Source organism: Silicimonas lutimaris (assembly GCF_047314965.1).
GTDB lineage: Bacteria > Pseudomonadota > Alphaproteobacteria > Rhodobacterales > Rhodobacteraceae > JAVJUV01.
The window spans coordinates 252880-268714 of the sequence record NZ_JBLBVK010000055.1; the positions used below are offsets into that span (position 1 = coordinate 252880).

The 15835-nt window shown below is 59.3% G+C and carries 15 protein-coding genes and 1 tRNA gene; 10 read left to right on the forward strand and 6 right to left on the reverse strand.

The features are described 5' to 3' along the window. The first annotated feature begins 48 nt into the window (after window positions 1-48). A complete protein-coding gene (locus ACKLNI_RS17185) occupies window positions 49-393 on the forward strand; it encodes a DUF427 domain-containing protein (RefSeq protein ID WP_413720318.1) in 345 nt (114 codons plus the stop codon). Window positions 394-401: 8 nt separating this feature from the next. On the opposite strand, the gene ACKLNI_RS17190 is transcribed toward ACKLNI_RS17185, so the two are convergent. Beyond that, window positions 402-2090, reverse strand: a complete 1689-nt coding sequence (locus tag ACKLNI_RS17190; RefSeq protein ID WP_413720368.1) for a chloride channel protein — start codon at window positions 2088-2090, stop codon at window positions 402-404. A 226-nt stretch (window positions 2091-2316) separates the two neighbouring features. Here ACKLNI_RS17190 and ACKLNI_RS17195 point away from each other — a divergent pair, with 226 nt between their 5' ends. Together ACKLNI_RS17195 and ACKLNI_RS17200 are read left to right on the forward strand one after the other, a co-directional pair. Beyond that, window positions 2317-3093, forward strand: a complete 777-nt coding sequence (locus tag ACKLNI_RS17195) for a LamB/YcsF family protein (RefSeq protein WP_413720319.1) — start codon at window positions 2317-2319, stop codon at window positions 3091-3093. A gap of 405 nt (window positions 3094-3498) precedes the next feature. Next, complete coding sequence (locus tag ACKLNI_RS17200; RefSeq protein ID WP_413720320.1) at window positions 3499-3693, forward strand: hypothetical protein; 195 nt, start codon at window positions 3499-3501, stop codon at window positions 3691-3693. A gap of 64 nt (window positions 3694-3757) precedes the next feature. Here ACKLNI_RS17200 and tig read toward each other — a convergent pair whose 3' ends face one another. Both tig and ACKLNI_RS17210 read right to left on the reverse strand, forming a co-directional pair. Beyond that, window positions 3758-5089: a trigger factor gene (tig, locus tag ACKLNI_RS17205; RefSeq protein ID WP_413720321.1), complete on the reverse strand. Its 1332-nt coding sequence runs from the start codon at window positions 5087-5089 to the stop codon at window positions 3758-3760. A 256-nt stretch (window positions 5090-5345) separates the two neighbouring features. Beyond that, window positions 5346-5430: transfer RNA gene (locus tag ACKLNI_RS17210), tRNA-Leu, on the reverse strand. Between the two features lie 117 nt (window positions 5431-5547). On the opposite strand from ACKLNI_RS17210, the gene rpiA reads away from it, so the two are divergent. From rpiA to ACKLNI_RS17235, 5 genes are all read left to right on the forward strand, one after another. Then, complete coding sequence (gene rpiA, locus ACKLNI_RS17215) at window positions 5548-6336, forward strand: ribose-5-phosphate isomerase RpiA (RefSeq protein ID WP_413720322.1); 789 nt, start codon at window positions 5548-5550, stop codon at window positions 6334-6336. A 6-nt stretch (window positions 6337-6342) separates the two neighbouring features. Continuing rightward, window positions 6343-7782, forward strand: a complete 1440-nt coding sequence (gene gorA / locus ACKLNI_RS17220) for a glutathione-disulfide reductase (RefSeq protein ID WP_413720323.1) — start codon at window positions 6343-6345, stop codon at window positions 7780-7782. Between the two features lie 73 nt (window positions 7783-7855). After that, entirely contained in the window at window positions 7856-9007 is a 1152-nt protein-coding gene (gene hflK / locus ACKLNI_RS17225; RefSeq protein ID WP_413720324.1) for an FtsH protease activity modulator HflK, read from the forward strand. Between the two features lies 1 nt (window position 9008). After that, entirely contained in the window at window positions 9009-9902 is an 894-nt protein-coding gene (gene hflC / locus ACKLNI_RS17230; protein WP_413720325.1) for a protease modulator HflC, read from the forward strand. Window positions 9903-9914: 12 nt separating this feature from the next. Next, the gene (locus tag ACKLNI_RS17235) at window positions 9915-10106 is read left to right on the forward strand and encodes a DUF2065 domain-containing protein (protein WP_413720326.1); all 192 of its coding nucleotides are present in this window, start codon (window positions 9915-9917) and stop codon (window positions 10104-10106) included. Between the two features lie 7 nt (window positions 10107-10113). Here ACKLNI_RS17235 and ACKLNI_RS17240 read toward each other — a convergent pair whose 3' ends face one another. Next, on the reverse strand, window positions 10114-10374 hold the full coding sequence (locus ACKLNI_RS17240; protein WP_413720327.1) for a hypothetical protein: 261 nt from the start codon (window positions 10372-10374) through the stop codon (window positions 10114-10116). A gap of 164 nt (window positions 10375-10538) precedes the next feature. On the opposite strand from ACKLNI_RS17240, the gene ACKLNI_RS17245 reads away from it, so the two are divergent. Both ACKLNI_RS17245 and ACKLNI_RS17250 read left to right on the forward strand, forming a co-directional pair. Next, window positions 10539-11912, forward strand: a complete 1374-nt coding sequence (locus tag ACKLNI_RS17245; protein WP_413720328.1) for an L-serine ammonia-lyase — start codon at window positions 10539-10541, stop codon at window positions 11910-11912. Between the two features lie 373 nt (window positions 11913-12285). Continuing rightward, window positions 12286-13266, forward strand: a complete 981-nt coding sequence (locus tag ACKLNI_RS17250) for an endonuclease/exonuclease/phosphatase family protein (RefSeq protein ID WP_413720329.1) — start codon at window positions 12286-12288, stop codon at window positions 13264-13266. Between the two features lie 87 nt (window positions 13267-13353). Here ACKLNI_RS17250 and ACKLNI_RS17255 read toward each other — a convergent pair whose 3' ends face one another. Continuing rightward, window positions 13354-13932, reverse strand: coding sequence for a cupin domain-containing protein (locus tag ACKLNI_RS17255; RefSeq protein ID WP_413720330.1), 579 nt, complete (start codon window positions 13930-13932; stop codon window positions 13354-13356). A gap of 3 nt (window positions 13933-13935) precedes the next feature. Beyond that, window positions 13936-15816: a TRAP transporter permease gene (locus ACKLNI_RS17260; protein ID WP_413720331.1), complete on the reverse strand. Its 1881-nt coding sequence runs from the start codon at window positions 15814-15816 to the stop codon at window positions 13936-13938. Between the last annotated feature and the right edge of the window lie 19 nt (window positions 15817-15835).

The following is a 15835-nucleotide window of genomic DNA, read 5'->3' on the forward strand; positions in this document are numbered from 1 at the left end:
GGTCTTGTCAGGGAAAGCCTGATACAAGACCGGGAAAAGGGAAAGTTCATGGCCAAACACATCACTATAAAGCCGGCAGAAGGCACTTGGGTTGTCCGGGCCGGAGGTGCCGTTCTTGGCGAAAGCGACAATGCTCTTGAACTGACCGAGTCGGGGAATCCACCGGTCATTTATTTTCCGCGCGAAGATATCGCCATGGAATTCCTGGATGCGTCCGAAAAGAAGTCGGTGAGCCCCGAAAAGGGCGAGGCTAGCTATTTCTCGATTGTCACCAAGAGTACGACCCTACAGGATTCTGTCTGGAGCTACGAAAAGCCTAACGACGCTGTCGGACAGATTGCAGGACACCTGGCGTTTCTCACCGGGGATCTCGTGGCCGTCGAGCGGGTCTGAGACCGCAATCACCCATGTTCCTCGGCAGCTGTAGCGGCCAGCGCCCGGTTATAAGCCCGCAAGGCATCCACATGAAATAAGGCTCCATGTATCTGAGGGGCCTTCCCCTCTTCCCCCATGGTTACAACGGGAAGGAATTGTCGTGAAGTCTTCTCAAAGAGCGGCAGGACCGTTTCGAGCGTTGCGTTACGCTCGACCCAAAGCCCCTCTTCTATCGCCTCCCACATTGCGTCGTCCGGCGCGGCTCGCGGGTCTTCGGGGCTACGCATGACATTTGCGACACGGAACATGGACAACAAGTAGGCTTGAGGACCTGCTGCAAGATGGATGTTCCGCCGCTCCAGCTGGGTCAGAAAGAACGAACGGTCGATCATTCGAGAGGCAACGGCAGTCGAAAGCGACACGGCCACCATGACAGCCAGGCCTGTCTGCCAGTCGCCTGTCAGCTCGAACACGATCAGCGTCGTGGAGATCGGTGCCCCTAAGACCGCAGCAGCCACTGCACCCATCCCGGCCAGAGCGTAGAGTGTCTCGGAACCGGATACGTTCGGAAATATCGCCGTTGCAGTCAGTCCGAAGGCGAGCCCTAACAGCGCTCCAATCATGAGGGACGGCGAGAACACACCCCCGCCCATTCTCCCTGCCATTGTGATTGCGACGGCCACGACCTTGAGAATGCAGAAGATAACCGCCTCGTGCCAGAGGAGCGCGCCGGTCAGGGCAAGCGAAGTCGTCTCATAGCCGACACCAATGATATGCGGGTAGAAAATCGCCAGCGCGCCCAACAGAAGCCCTGCAAACGCCGGTCTAAGAAACCTCGGCATCTTGGTAAAGCGCCGGAACCGGCTTGCAACATCCTCCGCAAAGAAGATCGACTTCATCATCGCCACAGCGACAAGTCCTGAGACGATACCCAGGATAAGAAAGGCCGGCAGTTCGACATAAAATGCCAGGCCACCTTCCTCCATCAGTCGAAATTCGGTCACGTCGCCGAACGCCAGTCGGTTGATGACCGTGCCGGCGGCACTGGCCACCACGATTGGAGCAAAAGCGTGGACGGCAAAGTGGCGAAGGATGACTTCAAGCGCGAAAAGAGCGCCCGCAATCGGCGCGTTGAACGAGGCGGAAACCGCGGCGGCGACCGCGCACCCCAAGAGTTCGCGGCCAGTGATCCCGTTCGCACCGATCCGGTTCGAGACCCAGGTTGCAATCACCCCGGCCAAGTGGACGACGGGCCCCTCTCGCCCCGTGGACCCCCCGGTGCCGAGAGTTATCATCGAGGCGGCAGCCGATGCCAGACCCGCTCTAGTGTCGACGCGCCCATCCTTCAACGCCGCGCCTTCGATCACATCCGCAACGGAATGGACGCGCCCGTCTTTGGTAAAGCGCGTAAGGATCACTCCCACCACCGCGCCGCCGCAGACAGGGATCAGCAGGATCATGTACCAAGGAAGCGTTTCCGCAAAACTGTGGATTCGCTGCGGATCTGTGGTGCCATACATAGCCTTTTGCAGCCATTCGATTCCGCTCCGGAAAAACAGGGCGGCGAAGCCCGCAGCGATGCCGATCAAAAGCGCAATAAACCAGAATTGAAACTGCCCCGGACCTTCCTTCCGCAGGGTTTCCCACGCATCGTGAACGGCCCGAAAGATCAGGTTGGAGTAGGATTGCGTCGATTGGTGCCGGTCGGAGTTCATGATCACAGCATCGGGCCCAAAGAGGAGAAACTGCATCCCCGGCAGCCCGACGACCGGCGAAACAGACCTTCGCCTTCCGACGAAGCGACCAATTCTCTCCTAGGCCAGCGCATTTTTCCGTGAAAGCGGGAATCGCTCGAAGGCTTGGTAATGTTTCGAAGTGTGACCAAAGGTGACAGGCTTATGCCACTTGCCAAATCCTAAATGACACGGTCATTCTTCGGGGATGACACTCTCCGTTGATCTCAATTCCGATATGGGAGAAGGCTTCGGACCCTGGACAATGGGTGACGATGCCAGCCTCCTCAAGATCGTCACCTCGGCCAACATTGCCTGTGGGTTTCACGCCGGCGATCCCGATACGATGGCCAAAACGATGGCTATGGCCACCGAAAACGGCGTGGGAATAGGCGCACACCCTGGTTTTGCAGACCTCATGGGGTTCGGCCGTAACCGTATGCAAGTCCCGCTTGGAACACTTGCGAACCAGGTCCGCTATCAGGTCGGAGCAGCGCAGGCGATGGCACGATCCGTCGGCGGCGAAGTCAGGCATTTCAAATTGCACGGGGCGCTCTCCAACATGGCTTGCGTCGATGCCGAGATGGCCCGGACTTGCTATGAGGCCGCGCTGGATGTTGCCCCTGACATCATCATCATGGGTCTGGCCGCCACCAGGATGGAAGAGGTCTGCCGAGACCTTGGCTGCAAATGGGCTGGAGAGATTTTTGCAGATCGTGCCTATAACTCCGACGGCACACTCGTCGACCGTCGCCTGCCCGGCGCGATGATCCATGACCCTGCAGAGGCAGCAAGAAACATGGTCAACATGGTCAAGGCAGGGGCCATCCTGACTGGCGATGGACAACGCCTTGAGACGCGAATTGATACCATTTGCGTCCATGGTGACAGTTCCGCTGCGGTCCGCCTTGCACAGTCCGTCCGCGACGGACTTGAAGATGCCGGAATCAAACTGAAAGCGTTCAGGGGCGACCCGCTGTCTTGATCGAAACGGATTGGCCTTTTTTTTGGTTTGGCGCGCAGAGAATTTGATGGCAGCCCCCGCTGCAACTCGAAATCAAAGTCTGTAAACCCGAAGAAATGCAGTTGCGATTCCAACGCGGCATCAGTTTCTGTGCAAGAACATCAATAGCTCGTTGGCAAACCCAAGTGCCCTAGAACTCGTTAAATCAGATCAAAATTACGCGCTTTCGGGAATTGTCCTAGAATCCTGAACAATTGCAGTGCCATTTCGGGCAAGAAGCGGCAATTGGGGCGAAAGCCGGCCTCTTCTGACAAATGACGACCGGGAATCTTCCTGAAATCACCTTGGCCGGATCACGAATCCGGCACAAATGGCTGCTTTAAAGGTGTCATCGATAGTTCTTTGGTGGGTTCTGGAGGATACGACGTGACACTTATCAATTTGCTCCCTGTTCTTGAGCGCCTGACACCCTTCATGCTGTTCGCACTGTATCTTCTGACGGCTGTGCGCATCTGCAGGTACTCCTCATGGGTAGACGCTGGAGCACCAAACCCCTTCCTTCCGCGCAGCCTGCAATCCGTTGCCGCCAAAGTTGACGTCGGCGCCGGGCGGTTCGCCTGAAACGAAAAAGGCCGACACAATCGGCCGGCCTTATCCATAAAGATGTTCGGGCACTCCCCGAGGATCACTCTTCTTCCAGAGCCTCGACAGCCTTCTGAAGCTTGTCTTTCGACACCTCTTTCTCCTTCACGGAAACCTGCTCGAAGATGTGGTCGACGACTTTTTCCTCAAACAACGGCGCCTGAATCTGCTGACGCATCTGCGCGTTTTGCTGCACGAACTCGAAAAACTGGCGTTCCTGGCCAGGATACTGACGAGCCTGATTCATAACCGCTTGGGTCATCTCGGCATCGCTGACTTCAACTGCGGCCTTCTGACCGATTTCCGCCAGAAGCAGACCCAAGCGCACGCGGCGCTCCGCTAGGGTGGTGTGTTCTTTGGTTGGTTCGATCTTGTCATGGTCGTGCCCGTGCACGTCCGGGTTTTCCTCGTGCCAAAGCTGATGAGCGATCTGAGCAGCTTCCGCCTCCACAAGTGACGGCGGGAGGTCGAACTTGACCGCTTTGTCGAGCGCATCGAGAAGCGCGCGCTTCATCACCGCCCGTGCAGCACCGGCATACTCAGATTCAAGGCGCTCCGCGATCTGCCCTTTCAAGGCTTCAAGGTCTTCAGCACCAAACTTCTTCGCCAATTCGTCATCGATCGGAGCGGACTTCGGCTCTTTTACACCCTTAACTGTCACATCGAAAACCGCGGCCTTTCCTGCCAAATCGGCATTGCCGTACTGTTCCGGAAAGGTGACCTCGACGGCTTTTTCTTCACCGACTTTCACACCGACCAACTGCTCCTCGAAGCCGGGTATGAATTGCCCCGATCCCAGAACGAGCGGGAAATCTTCTGCAGAACCGCCTTGAAACGCTTCGCCATCGACCTTTCCGACGAAGTCGATCACCACCTGATCGCCGTCCTTCGCCTTCGAGCCCTTCTTGCGATCTTCAAAGTTCTGTACGTTCTCCGCCAGATTCCCCAGCGCTTCCTCGATCGCCTTGTCGTCAGCTTTCACGACCATCTTCTCAAGCTTGATCTTGGAAAGATCGGGTTCCGGGATTTCGGGCAGAGCTTCGTAGGACATGGCGACCTCGATATCGTCGCCTTCTTTCCAGTCCTCGTTGGTCATCTCGACCTTGGGCTGCATCGCAGGACGGTCTCCCGACTCTTCGAAGTGCTTGTTCATGGCACCGTCGACGCTTTCCTGCATGGCCTCGCCCAGCAGGCGCTGGCCGAACTGCTTTTTCAGCAGGGCCATGGGAACTTTGCCCTTGCGGAAGCCCTTCATTTCGATTTCGGGAGCGGCCTCGGCCAGCTTCTCGTTGACCTTCGCTTCCAGTTCGGCAGCCGTAACAGTGATGTTGTAACCGCGCTTCAGCCCGTCGTTCAGGGTCTCGGTGACCTGCATGTCTTACCTCTTCGATGGCCCGGCCGGACGGATTCCGGGTGGGCGTAAAATCAGCGGCCCTTCTAGGCAAGAGAAAGCGAGGGCGCAAGGCGAAACCGGCAATGCCGGAGTTTCCTTCAGATGGCCGCAATTACTCGCATCACGCATGGCGAGAGACATTGGCTAGTGGCGCCAGCAACAGGCAACCGCACACGCGCAAAATCAATCTGGTGAACGTCTGTCCCAACGAGGCCATGCCTCAGATTTGCTAGAAGTCTGGTGCGGGTGGAGGGACTTGAACCCCCACGCCTTGCGGCGCCAGAACCTAAATCTGGTGCGTCTACCAATTTCGCCACACCCGCACTGGGCGCGGTCTTTAGCAAAGCATTCTGAGGGATGCGAGTGAAATCTCGCCCATCCCTCTCGCCCTTCCCTGTCATTCTTCCTATAAGGCACGCGTCAGCTGCCGGAGAGACCCCATGACACAGCCAATGTCCCCTGTAGATACAGCCAAATTCGCGGCGGCAAAGCGCGCTGCGGCCTTTGTTGAGAACGGCATGAAAGTCGGCCTAGGCACAGGCTCGACCGCAGCATGGCTGGTCAAGTGTCTTGCGGAGCGCAAAGATCGGGAGGGCCTGAGATTTACCGGCGTTCCGACCTCCAGCTCGACGGCCAGTCTGGCAACTGAGCTGGGCATTCCGATCACTACTCTGGACGATGCAGGATGGTTGGATCTGACCATCGACGGCGCCGATGAGTATGACAGCGAGTTGAATCTGATCAAGGGCGGTGGAGGCGCGCTGTTGCAGGAAAAGATTGTGGCAACGGCATCCGACCGCATGATCGTAATCGCGGATGCGACCAAAAAGGTTGAAACGCTGGGCGCTTTTCCTCTGCCCGTCGAGGTCATCGGATTTGGCATGAATACCACCAAACGCCTTCTCGAGGAAATGCTCGAGGGTCTAGACGTCATGGGCAACACCGGCACATTCCGGAGGAAGGGCGACGAGTTGTTCATCACCGACGAGGGCAACCACATCATCGACCTGAAGCTCGGCCGGATCGGAAATGCCCGACAACTGTCGCTGATCCTCAACCAGATTCCAGGTGTCGTTGAGAACGGCTTGTTCATAGACATCTGCGACGTGATCATCACCGGGCATGGAGACGGGAAAGTCGAGATGCGCGACATCAACTCGGGCGAGAACGAAACTTCCCGCGTGGGTACGGCCGGTGACGACAACGTCTTTCTCAATATAGCAGAATAGGTTTTCATGCCCTACGATTTCGATCTGTTTGTTATCGGCGGAGGCTCGGGAGGCGTCAGGGCGGCGCGCACCGCGGCTGCGACGGGAGCAAAAGTCGCTCTCGCCGAGGAAAGCCGCATGGGCGGCACTTGCGTAATTCGCGGGTGTGTACCCAAGAAGCTCATGGTCTTCGCTTCCGAGTTCCGGGAGCAGTCTGAACTGGCGCGGGAATACGGCTGGGACGCGAAACTGGGCGCCTTCGATTGGGCAGGTTTCCGCACCCGTTTGCATGGCGAACTTGATCGACTGGAAGGTGTTTATCGCAGGCTGCTGAACGGATCGAACGTCAAGATTTTCGACAGTCGCGCAAAGTTGGCAGACTCCCATACCATTCGTCTCTCGGATGGCACGACGGCAACGGCGGAAACCATCCTGATCGCCACAGGCGGCCGTCCGATGCGTCCTGACATGCCAAATGCGCATCTTGGCGTGGTCTCGGACGACATCTTCAATCTCGACTCCCTTCCGAAATCCATCCTGATCGTCGGAGGCGGATATATCGCCTGCGAATTCGCCTGCATCCTGAATGGCCTCGGTGTCGAAGTGACCCAATACTATCGGGGCGCGCAGATCCTGCGTGGTTTCGATGAAGAAGCCCGTGGTCTGGTAGCGGAAATGATGCGCGAGCGCGGGATCGACCTGCACCTCGGAACCAATATCGTCGAGATGACAGCCGAAGCCACACGTTTGTCTGAAGGCGGCATGACGATGCCCGTCGAGGAACTGGGCATCGACCGTGAGGACAAGCAGGCAGGCGCGCCCGGCGAAACCGTCTGGGTAAAGGCGACGAATGGGACCGAGAGGGTCTTCGACTATGTGTTCTTCGCCACGGGTCGCGCACCGAACAGCCACGGCCTGGGCCTCGAAGACCTTGGTGTCGGGATTAATCGCCGCGGCGCGATCGAAGTCGACGCATATTCCAGAACGTCCGTTGAGAACATCTATGCCATCGGCGACGTGACCGACCGTATCCAGCTCACGCCCGTTGCCATCCGCGAGGGTATGGCTTTCACCGAGACGGTCTACAAAAACAACCCCACGGCCGTGGACCATGCACTGGTCCCATCTGCTGTTTTCACGCAGCCGGAGCTGGGGACCGTCGGGATGACAGAGGAACAGGCCCGCGAACAGGAGCCAATTGAGGTGTACTGCACCTCGTTCAGGCCGATGAAGACAGCTTTTGCCGAGCGGCCTGATCGAGTCTTGATGAAATTGATCGTCTCGAAGGCCACCCGCAAAGTCCTGGGATGTCACATCGTCGCGCCAGATGCCGGCGAATTGATCCAAATGGTAGGAATTGCGGTAAAGGCTGGCCTGACAAAGGAGGACTTCGACCGCACCGTCGCGGTTCACCCGACAATGTCCGAAGAATTGGTGACAATGCATTCGCCGGTCAGAACCGCTTGAAAAAGCGGCTCGAAGGCTACAGTTAGCCTACCAAGACCAGAAAGAACGAGACCAGAGAAGGGAAACGACCTTAATGGCCAGTAACAACGGTGGACCCTGGGGTGGCGGCGGTGGAAACCGCGGCGGCGGGGATGACGACGACCGCAGGCCGGGACGACGTCCGGGTCAGGACGGCCCGCAGATCCCTGAGATCGACGAGATCATGAAGAAAGGCCAGGAGCAGCTGAAGGTCCTGATGGGCGGCCGTTCAGGCACTCCGCGCGGTCCAAACGGCGGCGGCGGAGGCGACGGACCGAAGCTGACCCGTGGTACACTTGGGCTCGGAGCTTTGATCCTTGTTGGCCTTTGGGCTTTTTCGTCCTTCTACACGGTGAGGCCGGAAGAACAGTCGGTCGAATTGTTCCTCGGTGAGTTCAGCGCAATCGGTGAACCCGGTCTGAACTTTGCGCCTTGGCCCGTGGTGACCTATGAGGTCATTCCTGTGACGACCCAGCAAACCGAGGAGATCGGCGTGGGCCGCTCCGGGTCCCCGGGTGGGAACGGGCTGATGCTTACCACGGATGAAAACATCATCGATATCGACTTCCAGGTGGTCTGGAACATCAAGAACCCTGCGGATTTTCTGTTCAATCTGCGTGACGGTCGTCAGACCGTACAGGCTGTGTCAGAGTCCGCGATGCGCGAGATTGTAGCGGGCAGCGAGCTGGCCCCGTTGCTCAACCGGGACCGGGAAGCAACCGCGCAGCGAGCCGAAGAACTGATCCAGCAAACGCTCGACAGCTACGACGCCGGCATCAACATCGTACGTGTGAACCTTGCCAAGGCTGATCCGCCGGGCGAGGTTATCGATGCTTTCCGCGATGTTCAGGCTGCCGAACAGGAGCGCGACCGTCTTGAACGCCAGGCGGATGCCTATGCCAACAGGGTTCTCGCCGGAGCGCGAGGTGAAGCTGCGCAAGTTCTCGAACAGGCCGAAGCCTATCGTGCTCGCGTCGTGAACGAAGCACAGGGTGAAGCCAGCCGCTTCTCAGCTGTTCTTCAAGAATATCTTCAGGCTCCCGACGTGACCCGCCGCCGGCTCTACATCGAAACCCTGGAAAAGGTGCTTGGCGATGTCGACAAGATCATTCTGGACGAAGGTGCAGGAGGAAGTGGGCAGGGCGTTGTGCCGTACCTGCCGCTGAACGAACTCCGTCGCGGCACCGCACAAACGGGAGGCAACTGATATGCGTAGCGGAACATTTTTGGTCGGCGCGCTTTTCGTAGCCGTTGTGGGCGTTCTGTCCTCCATTTTCATCGTCGACGAACGCGAAAAGGCCTTGGTCCTTCAGTTCGGTCAGATCAAGGCCGTCAAGGAAGACCCCGGATTGGCTTTCAAGATACCGTTCATCCAGGAAGTCGTGCGTTACGACGACAGGATCCTGTCGCTCGATACACCTCCGATCGAGGTAACGCCGTCGGATGACCGTCGTCTCGTGGTCGATGCGTTTGCTCGGTACCGGATCGCCGATGTGGTCCGGTTCCGCCAAGCTGTCGGCGCTGGTGGCCTGCGCGAAGCAGAGAGCCAACTTGCTGACGTGCTCAATGACAACATCCGGGCAGTGCTAGGTGCCGAGGGCGTCACGTCGAACACCATTCTTTCCGCAGAGCGTTCTACCCTTATGGACCGCATCAGGGTTCGCGCCGATGGCCGTGCCGCCGAGTTCGGATTGGACGTGGTTGACGTGCGCCTCAAGCAAACCAACCTTCCGGACCAGAACCTTGGCGCAACGTTCGACCGGATGAGGGCCGAGCGGGAACGTGAGGCGACGGATGAACGCGCGCGGGGCGCAGAAGCCGCGCAGCGCGTACAGGCTCAGGCCGATCGTACCGTGGTCGAACTGGTCTCTGACGCACAGCGGGAAGCCGAAATCATTCGCGGTGAAGCCGATGCCGAGCGGAACGGAATCTTTGCCGCGGCCTACAGCGCCGACGAAGAATTCTTCCGGTTCTATAGGTCGTTGACCGCATATGAGAACGCGCTCAAGGGCTCGAACTCGACGCTGGTCATCACGCCCGACAGCGAATTCTTCGAATTCCTCGACGGCGCAGGTCTTTCCGGCACTCCAAACGCGAACTGACGAGGGACGGGCTTGGAACTTGTTCTACTCGGCCTTGGCCTTGTACTGGTTTTCGAGGGGCTGGTGTTCGCACTGGCCCCTTCACGTCTCGAGGAATTGATAAAACTCATTTCGGAGATGCCGATCGAGACCCGACGCACGATCGGCCTCGGGGCCATGGCGATCGGTATCGTTCTCGTCTGGCTGGCTCAGGGAGGCTTCTGACCCGACGTCAGTGCCCGCTGTCCTGAGGTTGCGCCGAAATCGCTGCTTTCGGGATGTTTTCGCCCCTTTCGTACTTGTCCAGGAGAGCGTGACCGCGAGCCTCGGCCTTTCGAATTCGCATGGCGGTCAGGAATGCCTCCTGCAAAGTCGGTGATGAGGCACCGATCTCATCGGCGACGCGTCGTTCGAGACTGTCGTTCCCGGTGCTGAGAACGAGTTTGACGGCCCTCTGGGCCATTCCATCGGCGACATCTTCGAGAAGCGACATGCAGCAAAAATCCTAGTGAACCATCTTTAGGTTGAATAACCGGGGCACTGGGCCGAAGAAGGACGGAACGAGGGCGAAAATGGGTCGCTTTACGCCGTTTACCAGCGTCCTTGACTGCGAGAAAAAGGGCATCAATCTCGAAGCCCGCAAGATGGATCAGCCTGATGTTTCTAAGCGTTTTCGACATGTTCAAGATCGGAGTCGGTCCATCCTCGTCGCATACAATGGGGCCAATGGTGGCGGCAGCGCGTTTTCTGGATCAGTTGCGAGTGTCGCCGTTTCGCGTGTCGGGCTTGAGGGCCTCCCTTCATGGGTCTCTCGCCTTCACCGGCGTGGGACATGCAACTGACCGTGCAGTAATTCTTGGACTGGCCGGGTTTCTGCCTGATAGCTACGACGCCGAGAAGGCTGAGTCCGCGTTGTCGGCAATACAGGAGACGAAACACGTTTCACCCGAAGGGTTCGACGCCCTATCCTTTGACCCAGAAGCCGACCTGATCTTCGACTATGGTCCGCCCCTGCCCGGTCATGCCAATGGCCTGATCCTGATGGCCACGGATGCACAGGGCGACGTGACGGTTCAGGAGACGTTCTATTCCGTGGGCGGCGGCTTTGTCTTGAGCGAAAAGGAGCTGGCAGAGGGCAAAGACACGGACGACGGCGCACCGGTGCCCTATCCGTTCAAGACTGCGGCCGAGATGTTGGAAATGTGCGCGGCGACGGGAAAGACCGTGGCCGAACTGAAGCGTGCCAACGAGCTTTCGCGGATGGGTCCGGCTGAACTGGAGCGCGGCATGTCGCGCATTTGGCAGGTCATGAAATCCTGTATGGACAAAGGGTTAGAGACGGATGGCATCCTTCCGGGCGGGCTGAAAGTGCGTCGGCGGGCGGCTGGAATTCGGCGCGCGCTGGAGGCTGAGCGGGGGATGAACCTGAATGCACCGCACACGATCAACGACTGGATCAGCGTCTATGCCATGGCGGTGAACGAAGAAAACGCCGCCGGAGGCCAGGTGGTGACCGCACCCACCAACGGGGCGGCGGGCGTGGTGCCCGCGACGATCCGCTACTGGCTTGACCATGTGCCCGGCGCTTCCGAGAAACGACTGGGGGATTTCCTACTGACGGCCGCGGCAATCGGGGGACTGGTCAAGTTCAACGCTTCGATCAGCGGGGCCGAGTGCGGATGCCAGGCAGAGGTGGGATCGGCCAGCGCCATGGCCGCCGCAGGACTGGCCGCTGTCCTGGGAGGGACACCGGAGCAGGTTGAAAACGCAGCAGAAATCGCACTGGAGCATCATCTGGGCATGACCTGCGATCCGGTGAAGGGGCTGGTCCAGGTGCCCTGTATCGAGCGCAATGGGTTGGGTGCGATCAAGGCGGTCAGCGCGGCCTCGCTGGCGATGCGGGGCGACGGAAAGCACTTTGTCCCGCTGGATGCGGCTATCGAGACGATGCGCCAGACCGGTGCCGACATGAGCGAGAAATACAAGGAAACCGCTCTCGGCGGACTGGCCGTGAACGTGCCAAACTGCTGAGCGGGCGCAACGTCCGCTGTCGGGGCGTCGCGCAACCCCCTTTCAAGGATTAACCCTTTGTTTTTTCGAGATTCCGGGCGCAAGCACCGGTCTGCAAAGCGTATGCAATCCGTCGGCAAAACGTATGGCAACGGTATGCGCCATCTCTTTCGCGCAACCAGATGTGGTGCGCGCGGTAACGAAGGTTAAGTCCGGATCAAGGCAGCGGCCGGTTGGACGTTCACCGGCTCCGCGCGATCCCCATCCTGCTCTGCCAATACCTTCGCGGGACACGCACTACGAAAGAGAGCGACACAATACCAAAGCCGACTGGTCTCTCTGCGCGGCTCCCTTCAAGAGAGCACCGACAGCCGCTTTTGAAGAAAACTGCCAGATGTACGCACAGGTCTCCCGAAACCTCTCCTCTGCCGTCAACGGCTGGACGTCGTTCTCGTCCCCGGCAACCGTTTCCCGGAAGACCCGCCGCTTGTCGGCGGTCGTACTGCTGTACGCTTTCGGCTGCGTTGCCATGTCGCTTTTCTTGCTCAGCTATCTCGGCGAGTGGTTGCCTCTGGCGGATGCCTTGGCGGTCTTTCGCCTTCACCTTGCGATCATGGCCGGAACCGTGGCGCTGCTTTTGCCGGCAAAAGGCAAAACCGCATTCGGAGCAATTCTCGCTCTAGCCGCGGTCGGAAGCGCCATCCCCCAACTGGCCACGGCGACCCTGCCGAGGTCGGTCGGTCATAGTGAGTACTCGCTGTACCAGAAAAACCTGCTTTTCTCGAACGCCACGCCCGGGATGGTCCGGTCCGACATAGCGAGAACCGCTCCTGACTTCGTCACCTTGCAGGAACTGTCGGAGCGGAACCTGAACGCGTTGGAGAGCCTGCTTGTGGAGTACCCGGGCAGCATCATTTGCCGAGGCAACGGACCAAGGGGCGTCGCCGTCCTGACGCGGCACAAACTCTCGGAGGTCGAGACCCGCTGCTACCCCGATCTCAATCTCGCACTTGCCCGGGTGGACCTTGGTCACAAGAAGATCTGGGTCGCATCCGTACATCTGCGCTGGCCCTTCCCATACAAGCAATGGTCACAGGCCAAAGGGATCGAAGAGGTGATTTCCAAACTCGACGGCGAGATCGTGGTTGGCGGAGACTTCAACATGGTACGCAGTGGATACAGCGTCGCGCGAATAGAACGCGCTGCCGGATCGAGGGTTGTCGGTCGCATCTCTGTGACCTTCCCCCGCTTCAGCCCTCTGGTCCCGCTGGCGATCGACCACGTGCTTGTTCCGTCGACCTCAGGTGCGGAGGTCGAAAAGAGGCCTCTGCTCGGATCCGATCACCACGGATTGCTTGCGCGATTTCGAATTTGAGAAGGATGCGCGGCTCTGGCCGGGACGCCCCAGAAACACGCTTTCCTGTCCAAAGTGTTTGATCCCACTACTCTCCGGCGGTCCTCGTCACCGGCGCGGAATTCCCTTCTGATCGGCCTCTGGCGCATCTCTTCGGGTCACACCGTCGATCAGGACAAAGGCGATAATGCACGGCTCCGTCCCTCGGTTTGACCATGCATGGTTGTTGCCGCGCTGGATGACGACATCGCCTGCCCTGAGCAGCGTGTCTTCCTCTTCGGAGTCCATCACCATCCAGATTTCGCCGGTCAGGACGATTGCATAGTCAAGACTGTTGGTTCGGTGATGGAATGGATGCCGCGCGCCCTCGACGATGTTGTCGCCGGCGCCCATTTCGGCGAATGCCGATCTTCCGTCCAGCGTGGCCAGCACCTTCGTGTCTTCCGGCAGGAACTCAACACAGCGGAAGGTGCTGCCGAGGGGCGGTGGATGCAGAACGAAATCGCCGGTGCAGGTCTCGGTTGGGCCATCATACTCGGCCGGGCTGCCACGCTCGATCCAGAAATTCGTCAGGCGCACGCCCGGGCGGTTTGGCCGCTCGAGGTATTGGGTGGCGATACTGTCGCTGATCACGACCGATTTCCCATTCTCATCGTGGCCAGTGACGATCCTGCGGAATTCCCTCATCGCTCATACCTCCTTGGTTTGCATCGCATGGCGCCGGTCGGCGATCACGACTGCGGCCAGCAAGACGCCGCCAATCAGCGCCGAGCCCCAGCCCTGAAACAAAAGACATCCGCCAGAGACAAGCGCCACGATGCGCAGCGGCCACGTCAATGGCTTGCTGACACAGCCCACAAGACCAATCGCGACGGCGGCGATCCCCGCGAAACCGGTGACCACGGCCATCATGTTCTCTATCGCATTGCCGTGCAGCGTCAGCGACGGAGCGAAGACAAATGCAAATGGCAGGACGAAGCTGGTCAGCGCATAGGCGGCGGCGGTCCAGCCGACCTTGTTGACGTCGGCCCCTGCGATGCCGCCGGCCACGTAGGCGGCCAGGGCAACGGGCGGTGTGATGGTCGATATGCACCCATAGTAGAAGACGAAGAAATGCGCGGTCAGGACGGGCACACCGAGCTTGACCAGTGCAGGCGCCACGACCGTGGCCAGTATCAGGTAGGCGGCCGTGGTGGGCAGGCCCATACCGAGGACAATCGACGTGATCATCGTGAAAAGAAGCGCCAGAAACAGCCATCCGCCGGATGCCGCTTCGATCAAGACCGCGATCTTGGAGCCGAGGCCGGTTATGCCGAGCGTGCCGGCGATGATCCCTGCGGCCGCGCAGGCCGCGGAGATAGTCACAACGCTCTGAGCTCCTTCGGCAATGCCGGTTGCAACACGCTTCAGAAAGCTACCGTCGATCTTCCGGTGCAGGACGATGTCTCCGGCAAGCAAAGCGACCATGCCCCAGAGCGAAGCCTTGAACGGCGAATACCCCAAGAGCATCAGCGACAGCAGCGTCACGAAGGCCGCGATGAAAGGTATTCCCTGCCAGAGGACTTTCGACAGGGGCCGATCGTCTGCGGTTTCGGCCGTGCTGGGTTGAATGCCGGATTTGACGGCCAGCAGATGCACGATAATGAAGGCCGAGGCAAAAAACATGAGCGCCGGCAGGATGGCTGTCGCCATGATCTGCGTGTAGGGAACGCCGACGATTTCCGCCATGATGAACGCAGCGGCACCCATGACCGGAGGCATCAGCTGACCGCCCGTCGACGCAACCGCCTCGACCGCGCCGGCCTGATGGGGCGCGTAGCCTTCCCGCTTCATCAGGGGAATTGTCACGACCCCGGTGACAGCGACATTGCCTGCTGCGGAGCCGGAGACCATCCCGATAAGCGTTGAAAACAGCACCGCCGACTTCGCGCTGGCGGCTCGCAGGCCCCGCGTTGCCCGTCTCGACACCTCGAAGAAGAAGTCGCCCGCTCCGAAATTCGACAAGAGCGCCCCGAATATCGTGAAGACGATAATGTAGGTGGCGGCAACCCCGATCGGGATGCCGAACACACCCGCCGTGTCTGTCGTCAGGAACAGCACCATGCGATTGAGGCCGTAGCCGCGCCCTTCCAAAACGCCGGGCAGCAGAGGGCTTATGAATGCGTAGGAGAAAAAGACCAGTGCGATCACCGCGAGGATCAGGCCGATGCCGCGACGCGCGGCCTCGAAGGTGACGATCAGGATCACGAGCCCGGCCCAGAAATCTCCCGGCTGGGTCATTCCGCCGCTAAAGGCGATGGCCTTCCACCGCGTCAGCATCCACCAGGATGCGCCGAGAATGGCGAGGATCAGAAGTATCTTGACCGCAAGATCGAGCGCCGTCCCTTTCATCCGCTCGGACATTGGCTTGATCGCGAACAACAGGGAGAAGGCCAGCGCAACGTGGATGATGCGCATGGGCAGCGTCGACATCTGGAGAATTCCAGAAACGACAGCGAGGTGAAAGACGCCGAGGCAGAAGGCGGTCACCGCGAGCCAGAAGCCCGGTTCGGTCAGCGCCTTCCGCCTCAAGCCGGAGGAGTGCGTCTCC